Annotated in this window: 11 protein-coding genes; 2 read left to right on the top strand and 9 right to left on the bottom strand. The window is 62.7% G+C overall.

What is annotated here, in order from left to right:
• Nucleotide 1: 1 nt before the first annotated feature.
• Entirely contained in the window at nucleotides 2-1,396 is a 1,395-nt protein-coding gene (locus AZSI13_RS10555; RefSeq protein WP_109041131.1) for an HD domain-containing phosphohydrolase, read from the bottom strand.
• A 74-nt stretch (nucleotides 1,397-1,470) separates the two neighbouring features.
• Here AZSI13_RS10555 and AZSI13_RS10550 point away from each other — a divergent pair, with 74 nt between their 5' ends.
• Nucleotides 1,471-2,424 carry an IS1595 family transposase gene (locus AZSI13_RS10550; RefSeq protein ID WP_109041130.1) on the top strand — a complete coding sequence of 318 codons (954 nt, stop codon included), beginning with the start codon at nucleotides 1,471-1,473 and terminating at the stop codon, nucleotides 2,422-2,424.
• Between the two features lie 604 nt (nucleotides 2,425-3,028).
• Here AZSI13_RS10550 and AZSI13_RS10545 read toward each other — a convergent pair.
• The 3 genes from AZSI13_RS10545 to AZSI13_RS10535 all read right to left on the bottom strand — a co-directional run bounded on the left by AZSI13_RS10545 (nucleotide 3,029) and on the right by AZSI13_RS10535 (nucleotide 7,024).
• Complete coding sequence (locus tag AZSI13_RS10545) at nucleotides 3,029-4,663, bottom strand: PAS domain-containing methyl-accepting chemotaxis protein (RefSeq protein WP_109041129.1); 1,635 nt, start codon at nucleotides 4,661-4,663, stop codon at nucleotides 3,029-3,031.
• Nucleotides 4,664-4,868: 205 nt separating this feature from the next.
• Nucleotides 4,869-5,513: a response regulator transcription factor gene (locus tag AZSI13_RS10540; protein ID WP_109041128.1), complete on the bottom strand. Its 645-nt coding sequence runs from the start codon at nucleotides 5,511-5,513 to the stop codon at nucleotides 4,869-4,871.
• A 2-nt stretch (nucleotides 5,514-5,515) separates the two neighbouring features.
• The gene (locus AZSI13_RS10535; RefSeq protein ID WP_109041127.1) at nucleotides 5,516-7,024 is read right to left on the bottom strand and encodes a PAS domain S-box protein; all 1,509 of its coding nucleotides are present in this window, start codon (nucleotides 7,022-7,024) and stop codon (nucleotides 5,516-5,518) included.
• A gap of 147 nt (nucleotides 7,025-7,171) precedes the next feature.
• Here AZSI13_RS10535 and AZSI13_RS10530 point away from each other — a divergent pair, with 147 nt between their 5' ends.
• Complete coding sequence (locus AZSI13_RS10530) at nucleotides 7,172-9,076, top strand: diguanylate cyclase (protein ID WP_133247303.1); 1,905 nt, start codon at nucleotides 7,172-7,174, stop codon at nucleotides 9,074-9,076.
• A gap of 72 nt (nucleotides 9,077-9,148) precedes the next feature.
• On the opposite strand, the gene AZSI13_RS10525 is transcribed toward AZSI13_RS10530, so the two are convergent.
• The 5 genes from AZSI13_RS10525 to AZSI13_RS10505 form a co-directional block, all read right to left on the bottom strand.
• A complete protein-coding gene (locus AZSI13_RS10525; protein WP_109041125.1) occupies nucleotides 9,149-12,565 on the bottom strand; it encodes an error-prone DNA polymerase in 3,417 nt (1,138 codons plus the stop codon).
• 260 nt (nucleotides 12,566-12,825) lie between these two features.
• Nucleotides 12,826-14,799: a DNA polymerase Y family protein gene (locus AZSI13_RS10520; RefSeq protein ID WP_165833454.1), complete on the bottom strand. Its 1,974-nt coding sequence runs from the start codon at nucleotides 14,797-14,799 to the stop codon at nucleotides 12,826-12,828.
• The gene (imuA, locus tag AZSI13_RS10515; protein WP_165833452.1) at nucleotides 14,720-15,481 is read right to left on the bottom strand and encodes a translesion DNA synthesis-associated protein ImuA; all 762 of its coding nucleotides are present in this window, start codon (nucleotides 15,479-15,481) and stop codon (nucleotides 14,720-14,722) included. Before imuA ends, AZSI13_RS10520 begins: the two co-directional genes overlap by 80 nt.
• A 303-nt stretch (nucleotides 15,482-15,784) precedes the next feature.
• Nucleotides 15,785-16,972: a DUF2863 family protein gene (locus AZSI13_RS10510; protein WP_109041122.1), complete on the bottom strand. Its 1,188-nt coding sequence runs from the start codon at nucleotides 16,970-16,972 to the stop codon at nucleotides 15,785-15,787.
• A 56-nt stretch (nucleotides 16,973-17,028) separates the two neighbouring features.
• Nucleotides 17,029-19,125, bottom strand: coding sequence for a site-specific recombinase (locus AZSI13_RS10505; protein ID WP_109041121.1), 2,097 nt, complete (start codon nucleotides 19,123-19,125; stop codon nucleotides 17,029-17,031).
• Between the last annotated feature and the right edge of the window lie 3 nt (nucleotides 19,126-19,128).

Genomic DNA, 19,128 nt, shown 5'->3' with positions numbered 1-19,128 from the left:
TTCAATCTAAGATTTTTTGACGCAAAGCCACAAACTCATCCAGATGCTCAAGAAATACTCCAACGAGCGTTGGATCGAAATGACGGCCCGACTGCTCCTCAAAAAACTCGATCACCCTGTCAATCGGCCACGCCTGTTTATATGGCCTGGATGACAGCAAAGCATCGAAGACGTCACATATTGCCGTGACTCGCCCCTCAAAGGGGATTTCTTCACCGACCAGTCGTTTTGGGTAACCACTACCATCCCACTTTTCGTGATGAGTTAGGGCAATGGTTCTAGCCATAGCGGTAAGAGGCGTATCAACTCCGGTCAAAATACGAGCACCAATTTCACAATGGCGCTCCATCACGGCCCGTTCGTTTGCATCGTACTTCCCTGGCTTAAGCAAAATATGATCAGGGATGCCAATCTTCCCAATATCATGCATTTGACTCGCCAAACCAAGCATCTCGGCCTCTTGGGCACTTTTACCTGACAATTCTGCCAAGCGCCTACAGCAGATACTCATGCGAATGACGTGACCACCAGTTTCGTTATCGCGGAACTCTCCCGCCCGACCCAAGGCCCGAACAATTTCGACTTGCGTATCACGCAAGACTTCTCCATGAGCAGAGACCCTGGCGGCCATCAGCAAGAAAGAACCATTGAGCTCGGCAATCTCCGTAACCGCACTGATCTGCCGTGGTGCCGGCAAGACTTCCGTCTCGCCAAAATGATCCAGATCAGCAACCAAACGCTTCAAGGGCCGCACGATTGGCCGGACTGCAAAAATCCCCAGGCAGGAAAAAAGCAGTCCGACAATCAGGCTGATCCCAATTACCTGCCATTTCATTGAGGAAATTTCACTTCCTACGATCTCTACTGGCTCACGGACCACAATGTGCCAACCCAGGCCATCGAAAGAGTCATGAGTTGGAACCTGGGTGGAGGACATCAAATATGTCCCGGTATCTGACAGCCACAAACCCTCGGTCCAATTAACTTCGGTTAATTTGGAAAGGACAGTTTCAACATTGCCCTCAGTCCGTTGGGTGTCGTAAAGGATATCTCCATTGCCTGACACCACTGCAGCCGAAAGGTGTCCTGCACCAGCGGAGGTGCCGACAACCCGAGTCACCACCTCCTCGATCATCTTCCAGTTGAAGTGACTCCCCAGAACAGCGACCACCTCTCCATCTTTACTACGTAAAGGCAGTGCAATGTCCAGCAAGTAAAAGGGGGCTCCATCTTCATTCCGTATGTGATCGGCCAATAGACTTGCTGGATGTACATTCCCAAAGAAGATCGATGAATGCTTGGCCCCCTCAAACCAGTTACGCCCAGCAACGCTGTTCCCTTCAAGCAATCCTTCGGTGCCTAGTGCAATCAGTCCGTCTGTACCGACGACCCCCATCCAAGAAAAAGGCTCTGTCGCAGAACCGAGTTGTTACCTAAAGTGAAGGAAGAGAGGTAACGAGGAGGTTGGCCATGAACCGGGTTGAATTCGGGCATTTGCTGAGCCAGGTATCCCAGCTCAATGGCCGGCAACGATCGCGTCTCCAGGCCGCATTGGGGCAACCTGCAAGGCTGGATCGGTTATCCGAGGTCTTGCCCGAAGTGAAGGGCTGTCCTCATTGCCAGGCTCCTGTCAGTCAGTTGATCGGCTGGGGCCGGCAGCGGGGAGTGCAACGTTATCGTTGCAAGGTCTGTCGGCGTACCAGTAATGCACTATCGGCCACGCACCTGGCCCGGCTGCACAAGGCCGATCGTTGGTGGGATTACGCTCAGGCCCTGATTGATGGGGTCTCCATCCGGGCTGCCGCCAGGCAATGCGGCATTGCCAAGAATACGGCCTTCCTGTGGCGACACCGGTTCCTGAAGGCCGCAATAGGTCATCAGGCCTTGCACGAACAAGGCATCGTCGAAGTGGATGAGACGTTCTTCCTCCAGTCCTTCAAGGGACAACGCCATCTCCCCAGGCCGGCACGCCGACGCGGCGGCATCGGGGTGACGCGAGGCACCGGGCCCGATCAGATTCCGGTGATGGTGGTGCGGGACCGGGAAGGGCATACGGCAGACTTTCAGCTGGCCAAACTGGATGCTGATCACGTCATCGCGGCCTTGCAACCCCTGGTGGATGCCGAGGCCGTTCTCTGTAGTGATGGGGCCGGCGTCTATGCCTCCTTTGCCCGTCGTTGCAGCATCACCCATCAGGTTGTTCGCAACCTCCCGGGCCGGCGTGTCCGGGCCGGTGCTTTCCACATCCAGAACGTCAATGCCTATCACCACCGGCTCAAGGAATGGATGGCCAGGTTTCATGGCGTTGCCACCCGCTATCTCCCCGACTACCTTGCCTGGCGTCGCATCCTCGAACGCTATCAACACCACATCCAGCCCCTGCATTGCCTGCAGGAGGCGGTAGGTAGCGCTACCAACGCTTAATTGCGACAGAGCCAAGAAAAATGCTGACGAGCACTGCGAGCTCGATTCATTACCTCTCGCTTTTGTGAATCAGAGGAACTCGCCAATTCGTTCTCGAAAAGGTCCCTGATTCCGCGAACCTCTGCCTCCCGTTCCTGCATGGCATGCGATATGGCACCAGCAATATGCCGCCCCATTTCAGCAAGCCGCACACTTTCCTGGTGGTGGATGTATCGAGTACCAAGGGTCGTCACAAACCAAGCGCAAAGAGCTCCCACCACAATGGTTAATGCTGCAATATTTATTATCAGTGCCGACGTAATCGATATTCTTGTAAAACGCTCTGCAACAGCCATAACCATTCAAGCCTCAATCAGGCGATCAAATTGGAAATCGGATAGTAATAGGCATGCCAGATCAAGCATGCCTCAAAATCATCTTGTGCCTACCAGGTTAATCTTTGTCCCGGACCTGGTTAGAAAAGTAAAGGACCTCCTGCAGAGGTTCTTGTGCGAAACATGTGTCGCGAAATGTATCAGTGATTCGTTGTAGCTATCCAGATTCAGCGAGATTGCCCGATGGGCGCTTCGAGATCGGATTCCCAATCAGTCGAGTCCATGAAAATTTAGACGGAATACTGTGCAACAGCCTTTCGCATCCGATCAACGACATCATTCAAATAGTTGACCGTCGTATCCGTCTGGATAACGACTGCCATGTTCTGTTCGGTCATGGCTGCAACCCGTTCAACATTTTGGGCCATCAGGGTCATGGCCTGTTGCTGCTCATCAGAAGAGTGGGAGATGTCATTCACCATTTCCACGGTTCTGGCCATCTGTTGATTGATTTCATGGAGGGACGACTGTGCCTCCTGGACCAGTTGAACGCCACTTTCGACCTGCTGGGCTCCGGATCGCATACCCTCTACAGCCTTGCTAGTCTCAGACTGCACAGACTGGATCATGGTGCTAATTTCTTCCGTAGCCTTTGCCGTACGTTCGGCCAGTTTTCGGACTTCATCCGCCACCACGGCAAAACCTCGGCCTTGCTCTCCAGCACGGGCTGCTTCAATGGCTGCATTCAATGCCAGAAGGTTGGTTTGATCAGCGATTTCCTTGATTACCCCGGTAATACGAGAAATCTCTTCTGACTGGTTACCCAATAGCTCCACTTGTGCGGCGGAATTCTTAACCGTGTCGGCCAGAGCAAGAATCGTTGCACAAGCTTGCGCTGACAGATCAGCCCCTTGTGCCGAAACATCTGCCGCTACCGAAGCACTATCCCGCGTTGCAGCAGCATGGCTAGCCACTTCGCCGATTGAGACAGTTATTTCCTCGATGCCGGCAGCTGCAGATGAGGTTGCATCACTTTGGACCCTGGCTGACTCGTGAACATTGTGAACACCTTGACTAACCTCCAGGGCTACACGATTGACCTGGGTCGCGGCATCACCAATGCCCTGGACGGTAGACTGAATCCAGGAAACAAACTGGCTGACTTTCCGCATTACCTCACCTAGTTCATCCTGACGTTCGAGCTTGAACTGATTCTTGAGGTCTCCCGTCATCAGCAAGCGATCAAGATAAGCCCCGGTAGCATTCAAGTCGCTGCGTAAACGGGGCATGAATACTGCCAGGAAGTAAATTCCGAGCAGGCCGCCTACTCCTCCCAAGAAATAGGCCACATCATCCGCCATATGGGGCGGAATGTTCGGCATGGCCAGCAGGGTCAGACTCATGCCCAGCAATGCCAGGCCGATGATCCAGGACAGGGTGCCAAGGCTACCCAGCCGACTCCATATGGAGCGATGGCTGGGGACTATCCGCCCGTGCAGAACCTTGATACTCGTATCCCCAGCTTTCAAGCGCTTGTAAGCAGCATCTGCGGCGGCCACTTCATCCCGTGACGGACGGGAACGCACGGACTGGTACCCCACCACTTGGCCGTGCTCACGAACCGGAGAGGCATTTGCCACGACCCAGTAAAAGCCTCCGTCCTTCCGGCGATTTTTGACCAAACCACGCCACGGCAAGCCAGCCTTGAGATCCTGCCACATGTCCTGAAATGCTTGAGGCGGCATGTCGGGATGGCGCACCATGTTGTGGGGCTGCCCCAGCATTTCATCCCGCTCATATCCACTGATATGAGCAAAAGCCTCGTTAGCCTCAGTAATTTGCCCCTTCGAATCCGTCCGGGAATAAATGAACTCCCCTTCTGGCAACAGTGTCTCTATTTTTGTAACAGGCTGGTTGTTTCTCATCGGAAGGTCCCAATATTTCTAAGGCCACTCCGGAACAGCTGGAATGGCGCGAAAATCCAGGGACTATCGTCGGAAAACCAGCAAATACGCGGGTTTTGAAGGATAAGAGAAATGTAATAGTCCCTATCTGGAGGATAAGGGCCGACACCGAAGCTAACAATTCCGCCAAACCGATAATCTGAATACCCATTTCTGGGTACTAATCTTATCCTTGCTGACTGTGAGCCAAGCCTTGACGGATTGCATAGCGGGTCAGATCCGCTACCGACCGCAGTCCCAGCTTGGCCTTGATATTCCGGCGATGGACTTGCACTGTCCCGACCGAAATACCCAGTAACAGCGCAATATCGGGAGAAGTCTTGCCGCTGGCAAGCAGGCCGAGGATTTCTCTTTCACGTTTGCCCAGTAGGGACAATGGCGCTTCACCATTTTCACCGACATCGGGCATAAGAACTGCAGCCACTTCCGGAGAAAGGAAGACATTTCCCTCTATCACGGCTCGCATGGCCCTTACCAAATCATCGGCTCCGGCAGACTTTGCGACATACCCTTTTGCCCCTGCCTTGAGCATTTCGTCGACGAAAAGTCGATCTGTATATCCGGACAGCGCCACAATAAAAACCAAAGGATGGGCTGAACGGACTTTCCTAGCCAGCTCGATTCCCGACATGTCTGGCAACCCCACATCAAGGACCACCAGGTCAGCTTTAACCCGAGCCAGAACATCAAGTAGTTCTTTCCCAGACCCTACCTGCCCTAGCAACTCCAGGTCAGGAACTCCCTCCAGCATATGGCAAAGGGTTTCCCGGAACATGCGGTGGTCATCCGCCAGCAAAAATCGAATAGCCATGGTTACACATTGACGGTGGTAATGTTTTTGAGAGGAATGCACATGGTGATGCAGCAACCATCACCATCAGCGCTGTCAAACTGGATGCGTCCACCAAGAGACTGTATGCGTTCACGTACGCTGGCCAAGCCGAACCCCCCTGCTTCTTGGGCGGGGATTTGATTCACGTTCATTCCGCGCCCCTGGTCACTCACAGATATGCACAAAGTATCTGCGGACTGCTGCATGGTCAGTACAGCCAAATTTGTGCCCGAATGCTTGGCGGCATTAATCAGAAGCTCTCTAGCCGCCCGGTACAAGATCGCTGCCTGGGTTTGATTGATGGGAGGTGTCCCAGCCTCTATATGGCAAATAACCTTCAATTGATAACGCTGAAGCAACTCGTCGCCAAGCGTGTGCAAGGCTGGACCCAACCCAAGACTGAGTAGCACGGGAGGACTTAATTGGGATGTCAGCGTTCGAACCTGACGACTGGCATCAGCCACTAATCCATGCAAATCCTGAATCAATGTGTCGGGTATCCCGTCTTTGCTCAATCGGTCCAACTTGAGCTTCATTACGTGAAGGACTTGACCCAACTCATCATGCAAATCACGAGCAATGCTTTGACGCTCCCGCTCTTCTACAAAGGCCAGTTGCAAGGACATCTGGCGTAACTGCTTGGTCTGCTCCTCCACTCTCCGCTCAAGTTCTGCTCTGGCCTGCGCCAGGGACTCCTCTGCTTGTTTTCGCTCCGTGATGTCCCGGCCCACTGACTGAATCTCACGCAACATCCCTGACTGATCAAAAAAACCCCGGTTAACGAACTGCATCCACATCAGTCTTCCCTGGCCGGAATAGACCCGGTTTTCGATTACGACTAGCGGATTAGCCGGAGTTAGCTCCTTCAGACGCCGCTCCACCATAGGAAGGTCATCAGGATGGGCCACGGGCATCCAACTCCCAGGCAGCAACTCCCGTCGAGTTTTAGCAAAAACTCGACAATAAACATCATTGACGAAAACCAGCCTGCCATCCGGACGGAAACGGGAAATGACCTCAGTCTGGTCTTCGACGACTGCCCGGTATCTTTCCTCACTGGCCCGAAGCTCACTCTGAGCCCGCTTCAAGGGGGTGATATCGGACACAAGCACATAAAAGCCCTGTACCTGTCCATCCACAATATCCGGGATATAGTTCGCCAGAGAATGCCGAATCTCCCCATCAGGGAGAGGAATCATTCGTTCGAACGACTGAAATTGTCCAGCCAGAGCGGCCTCAATGTAGGGGAGATTGAGCTTATAGCGATCTTCCCCGATCACCTCTCGGATATGTCGCCCGGGCATGGTCTCGGGATCGATGCCAAACCAAATCCGGTAAGCATAGTTGCCGAAACGATTGATACAGTTGCGATCCCAATAACCAATCATCGACGGCATGTTGTCGAGGATTGATTTGAGATCCCTATTTTTTTGTCTCAAATCCTCAATCAGACGTTCTATCGACAACGATTCCTCTTTCCCTGATTTCATGATTTTTGTCTTTGTGAAACTGATGGGGATACTGCTATGGTTGCCGCGTAAAGATGTAGCCCCTGAACTACGCTGGACCGTAAGCTAGCATAGCTTGTCCCAAACGCTATTCAGATCAGGCTCGAAAAATCAACTTGGGGATGGATAGTGTCTGCACTTCGGGAAAGTTTGCGCTGGGTATTGTTGCTTCTCCTGCTGATTGTCTTGGTTGATCTACGTCTCTACACCATGGCCGTGGATGCCAGGGAAGAGGTGCTGATGGATGCGAAAACCAGACTACGCAATGCGACGGATGTCATTCTCGGTCGAGTCGAGCAACTTCTGGATACCTATGACCGAACGCTCTCTGGCATTGGCGAAGTGGTGAGTGCCAGGGGGGGTATTGCTGAGCGCCCCGACAATTACGTGCATCGACTGCTGGTCCGGCGTCATGCCATTACTCCGAGTCTTCGGTGGTTGTTTTTGGTTCGTAGCAACGGTGATCTTGCCGAGTTGTCGGCAGATTTCCCCGCTCCCCGTGCCAATGTCGCTGACCGGGAATATTTTCAGCAAGTCGCCTCTCGCTGGGACCAAGGGCTCTACATCGGTGATCCCATCAAAAGCCGGCTGGACAACGCCCTGTTCATTCCGGTCAGCCGTAGAGTCGTGAACGATGGCAATCGGTTTCTGGGGGTCATTGCTGCCGGCATTGAGCCGATGGAAATCAGCCGTTTACTCAGCGATGCGGCCTTGCCGGATGGCTATACCCTGCGGCTCGTTCATCACCGGGGCAGGGCCATCGCCTGTCTTCCAGACTCTCAGGCATGTCGGGAAAACCTTTGGCATAACGTTACCGCTCTTGCCAATCCGAATGGTCCGGCTGAAAAAGGTGAGATCAGTGATTCGACCCGCTTTGGCGATCCCCAGGGATTTGGCGCCTATGCAACCTCGGAGAAATTTCCCGTTAGCGTAATGGCAACGGCAGATGTCGATAAGGTGTTGGCCCGATGGCACCAAAGCATCTTTAACTACTGGATCATTGCTCTCAGTAGCAACGCACTGCTTGTATGGCTCGCGGGGATTGCACTTCGGCAATATCAGCGCCGCCGTCAGGCCTTACGGGATCTGGAGACTGCTAATCGGAATTTGGAGCAGCGCGTCGTCGAGCGCACGGCAGAACTCCATCAAAGAGAGGCCCAAGCCAGAATTTTCATGAACACGGCCCTGGATGCCGTGGTTGTCATTGGCAGCGATGGGCTTATTCGGGAATTCAACAAGGCCGCGGAAAATATGTTTGGCTACGCCAACGAGGAAATCGTTGGCCAACCACTGGGGTGCTTGATGCCCCCGAATTTTGCGGATGAACACCAGGGGTTGGTGGAGGCAACGAATAATGGAGAGGCCGTTCGAGCCATGGCCAGAGGGCGGGAGGTTCTGGGTCGTGCCAAAGATGGACGAGAATTCCCGATAGAAGTCAGCGTTGGCACGACGGATGAGGGAGGGGTTCGGCTGCACGTTGGGATCATTCGCGATATCAGTGAGCGCAAGATCGTAGAACAGGAGCTGCAACGCCTGGCCACCACAGATGGCCTGACGGGGGTATTGAATCGAAGAGCATTCACGAGCGAAGCCGATAATTTAGCCGCTCTGGCCCAACGCCTTGGTCACCCCGTCAGTCTCATGATTCTTGACGCGGACAAGTTCAAAAGCATCAATGACACGTATGGGCATCCGGTCGGCGATATCGTCCTCAAGAAACTCGTTGAGGCGGTCGCTTCCGTACTGCGTAAAACCGACGTTTTAGGCCGCTTGGGGGGCGAAGAATTCGGTGTGGTGCTCCCTGGTACCGATGGCGAGGGAGCCGCCATTCTTGGGGAACGAATTCTTGATGCGGTGCGTGCCTGCGCGGTCGATCTTCCCGAGAAACAACTTAGGTTCACCATCAGTTTGGGCATATCTGAACTGGGTGCTCCACCCGATAACTTGGAGGCCACATTCACGCGGGCAGATCAGGCGCTTTATGAAGCCAAGCAATCCGGGCGTAACTGTCTGAGGGTAGCCTCTCATCGCTGAGGCAGATACGGGTTATCGACTGTCGTCTGCCGGAATAGTCTTTCTTCCGCCTACATCCCAGTCCGCCAGGCCTTAATGAAAATCCCGACTCCGGGTCGCCAGCCGGCCCAGTAGGGGCGTCAGATCCACCAGCCGTTTGGCCACCAGATGGGTGACGCCGTGGCGGGATTCGAGTTGGCCGTAGACGCCCAGGAGGCGGGCGGCCAGGGTTTCGCGGCGCTGTTTTTCCACCAGTTCGGGACGGAGGATGACGTTGATGGGGCCGGTTTCGTCTTCCATGGTGACGAAGACGATGCCGCTGGCGGTGCCGGGGCGCTGGCGGTGGGTGACGATGCCGGCGGCCCGGGCCAGTTTCTTGTCCGGCGCGGCCCGCAGTTCGGCGGCGGTGATGAAGCGGCCCGCCGTGAGGCGATCCCGCAGCAGGGCCAGGGGATGGCGGCCCAGGGTGAGGCCCAGGGTGGCGTAGTCGGCCACCAGGTCTTCGCCTTCCGTGGGGGGCGGCAGGGGCGGCGGCGCTTCCACGGGCGGGGGCAGGGCGGAGAAGAGGTCGCCCTGGATGGGGAGGGCGGGGGCGTGGCCCCTTTCGTCTCCCTTGTCCCTCTGGTCCATCCCGTTTTTGCTGCGGCCTGTTGCGTGGGTGGCATCGCTGGCGCCGCTGCGTCTGCCCAGGGCTTTGGCGCTTCCTCTTCCCTTTCTCTTTTCCCCTTCCTGGTCATGGCCGCTGCGGCTGCCATGGTGGCGGGGCTGGCCGGTGTTTTCCACGGCGGCGCTTTCCCAGGCGGCGGCGCGGCGGTGGCCGGCCAGGGCGTGGAGGGCATTGGCGGCGGCGAGGCGTTCCAGTTCCGGGCGTTGTAGCCCGGCCCGGGCGGCCAGGTCGGCCACGGATTGGAAGGGGCCTTCTTGCCGGGCGGCGACGATGCGTTCGGCGGCGGCCTGGTTGAAGCCGGCGATTTCCCGCAGGCCCAGGCGTACGGTGCGGGGGCGGGCGGGGGGATGATCGGGCAGCAGTTCCACCAGCAGGGATTCCCAGGCGCTGTGGGTGACGTCCGGCGGCAGCACGGTGACGCCGTGGCGCTGGGCGTCCTGCACCAGTTGGGCGGGGGCGTAGAAGCCCATGGGGTGGGCGTTGAGCAGGCCGCAGAGGAAGGCGGCGGGCTCGAAGCGTTTCAGCCAGGCGGAGAAATAAACCAGGATGGCGAAGCTGGCGGCGTGGGATTCGGGAAAGCCGTAGTCGCCGAAGCCTTTGATCTGCTCGAAGATGCGCCGGGCGAAGGATTCGGGCAGGCCCCGTTCCTGCATCCCGCGGATGAGCTTCTGCTCGAAGGGCTCCAGGCCGCCCTTGCGCTTCCAGGCGGCCATGGCCCGGCGCAGCTGGTCTGCCTCGCCCGGGGTGAAGCCGGCGGCCACCACGGCCAGCTGCATCACCTGCTCCTGGAAGATGGGCACGCCGTAGGTGCGTTGCAGCACCTTGTCCACCGCCGGGGAGATTTTCTCGATTCTCTCTTCGCCGTGGCGCCGCTTCAGGTAGGGATGGACCATGTCGCCCTGGATGGGGCCGGGCCGCACGATGGCCACCTGCACCACCAGATCGTAGAACTGGCGCGGCTTGAGGCGCGGCAGCATGGCCATCTGGGCCCGGGATTCCACCTGGAAGATGCCCAGGCTGTCGCCCCGGCAGAGCATGTCGTACACCGCTTTCGATTCCCGGGGAATGTCCTGCAACCGCACCGGCCTGCCGTCCCGGGCGCCGAGCATGTCGAGGGCGCGGCGGATGGCGGAGAGCATGCCCAAGGCCAGCACATCCACCTTCATCAGGCCCAGGGCGTCGATGTCGTCCTTGTCCCACTGGATGACGCTGCGCTCGGCCATGGCGGCGTTTTCGATGGGCACCAGCCGCGACAGGGGGCCGCGGGAGATGACGAAGCCGCCCACGTGCTGCGACAGGTGCCTTGGAAACCCCCGCAGGGCGCGGCTCACCGCCAGCCACTTGGCCACCCGGGGGCTTTCCGGGTCCAGGCCCACGGCCCGCAGGCGCTCGGGCAGTTCGTCCTGCCTATCCCACCAGGCCAGGGTGTTGGCGAGGGCATCAATCTGCTCCCGGCCGAAGCCCAGGGCCCGGCCTGCATCCCGCAGCGCCCCCCGGGTGCGGTAGGTGATGAGGGCGCCGGTGAGGGCGGCCCGCTCCCGGCCGTATTTGGCGTAGAGGTACTGGATGACTTCCTCCCGCCGCTGGTGCTCGAAATCCACGTCGATATCCGGCGGCTCGCCCCGCTCGGCGGAGATGAAGCGCTCGAACAGCAGTTCGGATTTGGCCGGGTCCACCTCGGTGATGCCCAGGGCATAGCACACCGCCGAGTTGGCGGCGGAGCCCCGGCCCTGGCAGAGGATTTCCCGGCTGCGGGCAAAGCGCACGATGTCGTACACGGTGAGGAAGTAGGCCTCGTATTGCAGCCGGGCGATGAGGCCCAGCTCGTATTCCACCTGGGCCCGGGCCTTCTCCGGCACCCCTGCCGGGTAGCGCACAACGAGGCCCGCTTCCACCTCCTGGCGCAGGTAGGCGGCGGGGGTGAGGCCGTGGGGCACCACTTCTTCCGGGTATTCGTAGCGCAGCTCGTCCAGGGAGAAGGTGCAGCGGGCCGCCACGGCCAGGGTTTCGGCCAGCAGCTCGGGCGGGTAGAGCCGGGCCAGGCGCAGGCGGGGGCGCAGGTGGCGTTCGCCGTTGGGGTGGAGGGCGTGGCCGGCGGCGAAGACCGTGGTGTTGAGGCGCAGGGCGGTGAGCACGTCCTGCAGGGGCCGGCGGGCGCGGCTGTGCATGTGTACGTCGCCCGCCGCAAGCAGCGGCAGGCCGCAGTCGGCGGCCAGTTGTTGCAGTTGCTCCAGGCGGCCCCGGTCGTCCGGCCCGGCGTGGAGTTCCACGGCCAGCCAGGCCCGGCCCGGAAAACGCTGGGCCAGCCAGCGGCCGTCGGCAATGGCGGCGGCGTTGCTGGCGTCGGCTGCATTGGCTGGGGGGACCGTGTTGGCGATGGCGGCGTGATCGGTGCGATCAATGCTATTGGCGGTGGGGCCGGGCACCCACAGGGCCAGGCAGTCGGGCAGGGCGCCGCTGGGGCCGAAGCCTTCCAGGTCGCCCCGGGTGAGGCGGTAGGCGCCTTTCTCGGCCCGGCGCCGGGCCAGGGTGACGAGGGCCGAAAGGTTGCCGTAGCCCTCCCGGTTTTGCGCCAGCAGCACCAGCTTGAGGCCGTCGGCCAGCACGATCTCGGTGCCGTGGATGAGCTTGAGGCCCACTGCCTTGGCCGCCACGTGGGCCCGCACCGAGCCGGCGAAGGCGCATTCGTCGGTGACGGCCAGGGCGCCGTAGCCCAGCTCCACGGCCCGCTGCACCAGTTCCTCCGGGTGGGAGGCACCGCGCAGGAAGGAGAAGTTGGAGAGGCAGTGCAGCTCGGCGTAGTCGGGCAGGGCCGGCGGTGGGGAGGTTTCCGGGAGCGGCATGGTTCAGCGGCTTCTGCTGGCGGGAGCGGTGGTGCGATGCCTTGGCCGGCGTGTGGCAAGGCGGGCCGGGCGAGGAAGTGCCCTGTTGGAAAGTGCCCAGTTGGAAGGCGGCAGGCGGCTGGGGCGCCGGGGGCTGTCGTTCCCTCGGGCTGTTGCCGGAGACAGGCTGGCCGGGAGGCGGATGGGAAGGCTGGCGGGAAGGCCGCTGGCGGTACGGCTTGCGTCGTCCTGGGCCGGGAGCCGCCCGTGAGGGTGCCGGCTCATGCGAACCTGCCGTGGAGGAACCAGCCGGTTTCATCCCGGAACACCCATAGCCATTCGCCGGCCGGGTTGCGGGCGACGAAGTAGTCGCGGCGCAAATCGCCGGGGGCTGGAAGGCCGTCGCTGCTTTCGCCTTCGTCCCACCAGCCGCTTTCGATGCGCTCGGGGCCGGCCAGGAGTTGCAGGGGGCCGCCGTGCCGGGGGCGGCCCTGGGTTTCGCCCAGGGCTTGAGGATGCTCCAGAAGCCACAAGGGGCGCGGACCTTGCGGGGGTGCCCCGGGAGACTGGCTTGTAGCCTGCTTCTCCGGGGTGGCCAGGGCAAGGTCGCCGTCCAGCGGGCGTTTGCGGGTGGCCTGCTCCGGGCGGTGGTCCGCCACGTGGGTGAGGCCGTACACCCGGGCGTCCCCCAGGCGGGCCTTGAGGCGCTCCAGGGTGAGGGCGGCCCGTTGGGCGCTGGCGGGCGGGTCGTCGGCCAGGGCGCCGTCGCTGCCCTGGCCGGGCAGGGCTTGATCCTGGCCCGGCAGCTCGCCGATCTGGTCCGCCACCAGGCAGAGGGCTTCCACCGGGGCCGCCAGGGGCAGTTGGGCCAGGCGTTCGGCCAGCACCCGCTCGAGCCGGGCGCCGTCCCGGGTCAGGCCGGCAAAGCCGAGCACCAGGAGGGTGGGCGGGCGACCCCGGCGGCCCTGGCGGAGGATGGCCGGGCCGTATTGCTCGTGGTGCAGTTCCAGGGTGCAGCGGGAAATGCCGCCGCTGCGCCGGGCCAGCCAGCCCTGGAGCTGTTGCAGCAGGCGCCGGGCGGCGAAGCGCAGGGCGCCGGCGTCCTCCACCCGGGCCGGCAGTTCCAGGCCCTGGCGGAAGGTTTCCGGGTAGGGAAAGCGGGGCCGGGAATCGGGAATTTCCCCCAGGGCCCGGGCCAGTTGGGTCGTCAGCCCCAGGCCCAGACGCTGGTTGAGGCCGCTGCGGGGCAGGGCCAGCAGGTCGCCGACCCGGCGCAGGCCGAAATTGCCCAGGCGCCGGGCCTGGGCCGGCGGCAGTTCCAGACAATCCAGAGGCAGGGGGGCGAGGAGCCGGGGGAGGTTGCGAGGGTCGCCCAGGGCCCCGGCGTCGGGAAGGTCGCCCGGGATGGTGCTGTCCGCCGGATCAAGCGCATCAGCCCCAGGTGCGGCGGTGGCCGGGCTGGCCGGGGGAATGGGCGTGGCCAGGCTTGGGCCGGTACTCCCCACCCCCTTCCGGCTGGCAGTTTGGGCGGCAGCGTTTGAGTCGGCGGCGCTACGGGTGGCTGTGGCGATGGGCCGGGATGCGCCGCCGGCCAGGGCGGCCGGCGGTTGGCCCCGCTGCTGCCGGGCCGTGGCTGGCGGAGTGGGCTTGCCTATCGCGCTGGCCGCTGCCGCCTCCTTGCCTTCCTGAACGTCCTGCTGCCCGGCACCGCTTTCCCCTTCCTCGGCCAGGGGTTCCAGCCAGGGGGCGACGTTGGCCTGCCAGCGGGCGGCCAGGGGGGTCGGGGCCAGGCCCCAGGCCAGGGTGTAGCCCTGGCGCCGGGCTTGTTCCGCCACCTGACTGACCAGGGCCTCCAGGCCGCCGAAGAGGCGCAGGCAGCCGCCGATTTCCAGCAGCAGGCCGGCGGGTGGGTCGAGGCAGACCTGGGGAGTGAAGTTGAAGCCCCAGCAGGCCAGGCCCGCCAGGGCGGCGCTCTCCGCCGCCGGATCCCGTTCGTGCACGGCCAGTTCGGGTGCCAGGCCCCAGGCCGAGGCCAGGCCCATGCCGGGGTGGATGCCTCGCTCCCGGGCGGGGCCGTTGGCCGCCACCACCCGGCCCTGGCTGGCCGCTGCCCGGGGGGAGGAGCGGGGCGAAGGCAAGGATTGGGACTGGAGTGGGGGCGGAGCCCCGTCAGCCTCAGGCGTGGGCCGGGGTGCGGGCGGCAGCGCCAGGGCGTCCAGGGGCAGGCAGGGGAAGCGCAGGGAGAGCCAGAGCACGATCGCGTTCCAGAAGGGCGGTGACGGCCAGGGCCGGGGTGAGGATGAGGGGCTGCTCCGCCAGGCCGTCGCCGCCCCGGCGTTTGAGCAGGCGCACCCGCAGGCCCCGGGGGGCGTTTTCCAGGCTGAGGCGCAGGGGCGCCGGGGAGGGCTCCCGGGCCCGGGCCGGGGGCCGCAGGATGCAGGCCAGGCCCGGCTGGCCGGCGGCGGCCAGTTGCAGCCGGCGCAGGCCCTTGGCGTCGATGTCCGGCAGCCAGGCCAGCAGGGCGGCAAATCCGCCTTCTTCCAGGGCCACTTCGCAGGCCCAGGCGCCTTCCTTGCCGTTGGCCTCCACCACCGCCAGGCGCCCGGCGGCAAATCCGGCGGCCTGCCAGCCGGGGGCGTGCAGGGGCCAGGGCGGATTGACGAAGAGCAAGGGCCCGGCCAGGGCGGCCAGGGCCGGCGCCAGGAGTCCGGTGACGCCCACCTCCGGGGTGGCGAGGAATTCGCTCAGGGCGCCCCGGGGCCAGCCGCCGCCGGGCAGCAGCCGGTCCAGCGCCGGGTGGCCGGTGGGCAGGCCGGGCCGGGGGCTGGCGGCCAGCCGGTCGCCCCGCCAGATATCCGGGCGGGCCAGCAGTTCGGCAAGCCCCCCGGCATCGGGCCGGGGCGGCTCCCGCTGGGGAAGGCTGGAGGCAGAGGGCATGGGCGTTGGCGTCGGGAATACATAGGGGCACGGGCTGTGCCGGTAGAGGAAAACTGATTTACTGTATTTTCGTACAGTAGTCATGGCGTGGCAAGGCGTATCTCGTTTCGGCGGGCGCTGGCGGTCTGGCAGCAGCGATACCCGGAAAGGAAGGCGAGGCGGGGAGAAGGTGGTACGAGGGAGCGAAGGGCGCAGCGAGGAAAAGCAGGGGAGAAGCAGGGAAAAAGCAGGAAGGAAAAACGGGGGGCGGGTGAAGGAAAGGCCCGGGCGACGCAGAGTGCGCCGCCCGGTGGTGGGGCAGGGTCAGTGCAGGACGCGGGGGGCGTGGCTGGCCGGCTCTTCCGGCATGTCGGTGTGCATCAGCTCGCCCTCGCCGTTGGGGTAGAGGGGGGCGCCGCAGTCGTCGCAGAACTCGAGGGGGAAGCGGTGGTCGTGGGCGACGATCTCGGTGATGCCGCATTCCCGCAGCAGGGCGCTCATTTCGCCGACGGCGTCGGTGTTCTCGTCCTCATCGCCGAGGAGGGCCCAGACGACGCCGTGGATCACCGTTTCCGGCCGTTCCCGCAGGGAGAAGCCGAGGCGGTATTCCTCCAGGCGCTGGTCGTGGAAGGGGCCGATGGCCACCTTCAGCTGGTCCGGGGTGATGCCCAGGGCGGTCTGCAGGAAGGCCACGGAGGCCTTGAGGGAATAGGGGCGGGAATCCTTGTCGGCCTGGCGGCAGGCCGCATGGTAGGCGTCGGGCAGCAGGGGCTCGAAGGCGCAGCCGGCGAGCAGGGGCTCCAGGGCGCCGCCGCCCTGCTGGCGCCATTGCTGGCGGGCCACCTCGCGGCTGCCTTCGCTCTCGTGGCTTTCATGCCAGTAGAAGAGGGGCGTATTGCGGGGCACGGCGATGGCGGCCAGCAGGTAGCGGGTGTCGGAGAGGAAGCGGTTGGTCTCGGGCATTTCCCGGGTGTCCAGGGCCATGTCCTGGCCGGCCAGGGCGCAGCGGCCCAGGTCCTGGGTCAGGCGGTGGGTGTCGGTGTAGCTGCGGGGCAACTGGTCCGGGCTGAAGAGGAAATCCACCAGGGCCACCCGGGCCTGGGAGGCCAGCACGTGGCCGCAGAGCTGGGCCTTGAGGGCACCCAGGGTGTCGGCGGGAATACTGGGGGCGGGAATGCCGAAACGGGACCAGGCCAGCACCGGCACCGCCACCAGCAGCACGTCGTAATCCTGGCCCTGGTGGCTGACACGAATGGATTCGGCCCGGGATTCCACCATGTCGGCCAGCTCGTCGTGGGCCTGGGGGTGGCTGTCGTAGAGGCGATCCAGGGTGGTGGTCAGTTCCTCCTCGTCGCCGTCGGCCAGCAGCTGTTCCACCAGCAGGGCCAGGCGGCTTTCCCAGAAGGCGTCTTCCAGCTTGCTCCCGGATTCGGCAAGGCCGACGGCCAGCCAGGAAAGCTGGGAGACGTCGCGGGAGACACGGGAGCGGGAGCCGAAGCGGGGTCGTTTCATGGGGAACCGTTCAAGGGAAAAAGGGGCGGCAAAAACGCAGCGAAGGCGGGATTCTATCAACCCGCCGCCGGGTCCCGGGATTCTTCTGCGGGCAGGGCCCGGGGCGGCAGCAGGAATTCCCCCGGGCTGCGCCAGAAGCGCCGGGCCAGGCTGGCCACCAGATGGCGGCCCTGGGCGAAGGAGACCTGGCGGGCCTTGAGGGCCACGTAGAGGGCCAGGGAGAAGCTCACCGCCAGGTTGCTCAGGCCCACGGCGGCCACCCCCAGGCCCGCCAGAGCCAGGGTTTGCCAGGGCATGGCGAAATCCAGGGCGACGGCAGCGTAGCCCAGGTAGGCGGAAGAGAAGGCGATGTGGCGGATATCCACCGGCAGGCCGAAGAGGGTGCCGATGGCGGTCATGCCGCCGAGGAGAAAGCCGAAGAAGAAGTTGCCGGCCAGGGCCCCCAGGTTGTTTTCCACATAGTTGGCGACCCGCCACAGGCGGGCCTCGCCGAACAGGCGCTTGGGCCAGTCGAGCTGCATCAGGCGCTGGGGAATGCGGTTGTAGGCGGCCAGGTTGTCGTAGTAGCCGGCGATCAGCCCGGCGAGGAAGAGGCAGACCCCGGCCACCCCGGCGTAGAGGATGGCGCCGCTGTGCCAGGGGTGCACGTCCGCCAGCAGGTGCTCGGCCTTTTCCGGCCCGATCAGGTGGCCGCCGGCCAGCTGGTTGGCGATAAAGGCGATGACCATGGCCATGGGAATGGCCAGGCCGATGTTGCCGATGATGGCCGCCATCTGGCTGCGGCAGGTGCGGGCCACCAGGCCGGCCAGATTTTCCAGGTTGCGCGGCTTGGCGCTGCCGCCGGGGCCGGTGGCCTCGTCGATGCTGGCGGCGATGGCATTGGCGGTCATGGCTGGCTGCTTGGTGGCGACGGTGCCGTGGAGGATGTGGATGAGGACGAAGCCCAGGCCGTAGTTAAGGCAGAAGGCCAGGGCCTCGGTGAGGGGCGGCAGGTGCAGCTTGGCCAGCTCCAGCTTGTTGAGGGCCATGAAGGCGATAACGAAGCCGCCGAGCAGGGCCGAGCGCAGCAGGGCAAAGTATTCGCTGCGGCTTTCAGTGATGTAGTGCTCGCCGGTGCGGCCGGCGTTTTCCGTCACCCGGCGGGCCAGCAGTTCGACGTTCTGGCGCCAGTAGGTCTTCAGGTCGTTCTTGCGGCACTCGGCCCGCACCAGGGCCTTGAAGAGAGCCACGGCCTGGGGCAGGGCGGCCTCCAGGCTGCGTTCGCGGCGGAATTCCCGCAGCAGCTCCAGGAGGGATTCGGCCCGCTCCAGGTGCTGGCGCAGGCGTTGCAGGTGGAAGGTGAGGGAAAGGCTGGTGCCTTCCCGGGCGGCCCGGTTGCGGATGCGGTCGCCGATGCTGCGGCACTGGTCGAAGAGCACTTGCAGCTGGCGGTCGTCTTCCGCTTGGAAATCCGGTTCCCGCCACCACTGCTCGAACTGCTTGAGGAAGCGCAGCATTTCGGCGTTCTGGGCGAGGAAGGGGGATTCGAAATTCTCGATGCTCGGTTCCACCCGCAGCAGTTCCGGCTCCAGGCCGATGGCGCTGATGCGGTAGGAAATGACCAGCAGGCCTTCCAGCAGCTGGGCCAGGGCCGGGGCCATGGGGGCGCCGCTGACGCTGTGCCCCGGGGCCAGGTCGAGGAGGGTGAACAGGGCCAGCCAGTCTTCGTCCGGAGTGCCTTCCACCCAGCGTTCGTCAGCGGGGTCGTGGAAGAACAGGCCCAGCAGGTCCTTCAGGTAATCCCGGGAGACCACATCCGGCAGCAGGGTGCGGGAAAGGCGGCGGGCGGTTTCCGAGAAAAAGCCGGTGTTGGGGAACACGCCGGAATCCACGTATAGGGAAACCTGCTTCTTCTCGGCGAAGAGCCGCAGGATGGCCAGCCGCAGGTGGCCCCGCAGGTCGGCCCGGGTTTGCAGCAGGTAGCAGAGGGCCCGCAGGGCCTGGGTGGCGCTCTCCACGTCGTCGGCCCGGCGGGGGCGCAGGGTGTCCACCAGCTGGACCAGGAGCGGGGTGGGGTCGGCATCGGGGGAGGCGTTGAGGTTGCCCAGGGCTTCCAGCAGGGCATCCGGGGATTGGGAGGATGCAGTGGAAAGTTTGAAAAGGGGGCGTGTCATAAT

The sequence above is a fragment of the Azospira sp. I13 genome (assembly GCF_003112695.1).
Taxonomy (GTDB): domain Bacteria; phylum Pseudomonadota; class Gammaproteobacteria; order Burkholderiales; family Rhodocyclaceae; genus Azospira.
The sequence above is the reverse complement of the archived record's forward strand: the minus strand, read 5'-3'. Positions and strand labels throughout refer to the sequence as shown.

What these genes read in the sequence shown, in the direction of transcription:
- AZSI13_RS10555 (WP_109041131.1), bottom strand. Translation starts at nt 1,396, where the DNA reads ATGGGGGTCGTCGGTACAGACGGACTGATTGCACTAGGCACCGAAGGA.
- AZSI13_RS10540 (WP_109041128.1), bottom strand. Translation starts at nt 5,513, where the DNA reads ATGGCTATTCGATTTTTGCTGGCGGATGACCACCGCATGTTCCGGGAA.
- AZSI13_RS10550 (WP_109041130.1), top strand. Translation starts at nt 1,471, where the DNA reads ATGAACCGGGTTGAATTCGGGCATTTGCTGAGCCAGGTATCCCAGCTC.
- imuA (WP_165833452.1), bottom strand. Translation starts at nt 15,481, where the DNA reads ATGCCCTCTGCCTCCAGCCTTCCCCAGCGGGAGCCGCCCCGGCCCGAT.
- AZSI13_RS10545 (WP_109041129.1), bottom strand. Translation starts at nt 4,663, where the DNA reads ATGAGAAACAACCAGCCTGTTACAAAAATAGAGACACTGTTGCCAGAA.
- AZSI13_RS10535 (WP_109041127.1), bottom strand. Translation starts at nt 7,024, where the DNA reads ATGAAATCAGGGAAAGAGGAATCGTTGTCGATAGAACGTCTGATTGAG.
- AZSI13_RS10525 (WP_109041125.1), bottom strand. Translation starts at nt 12,565, where the DNA reads ATGCCGCTCCCGGAAACCTCCCCACCGCCGGCCCTGCCCGACTACGCC.
- AZSI13_RS10505 (WP_109041121.1), bottom strand. Translation starts at nt 19,125, where the DNA reads ATGACACGCCCCCTTTTCAAACTTTCCACTGCATCCTCCCAATCCCCG.
- AZSI13_RS10510 (WP_109041122.1), bottom strand. Translation starts at nt 16,972, where the DNA reads ATGAAACGACCCCGCTTCGGCTCCCGCTCCCGTGTCTCCCGCGACGTC.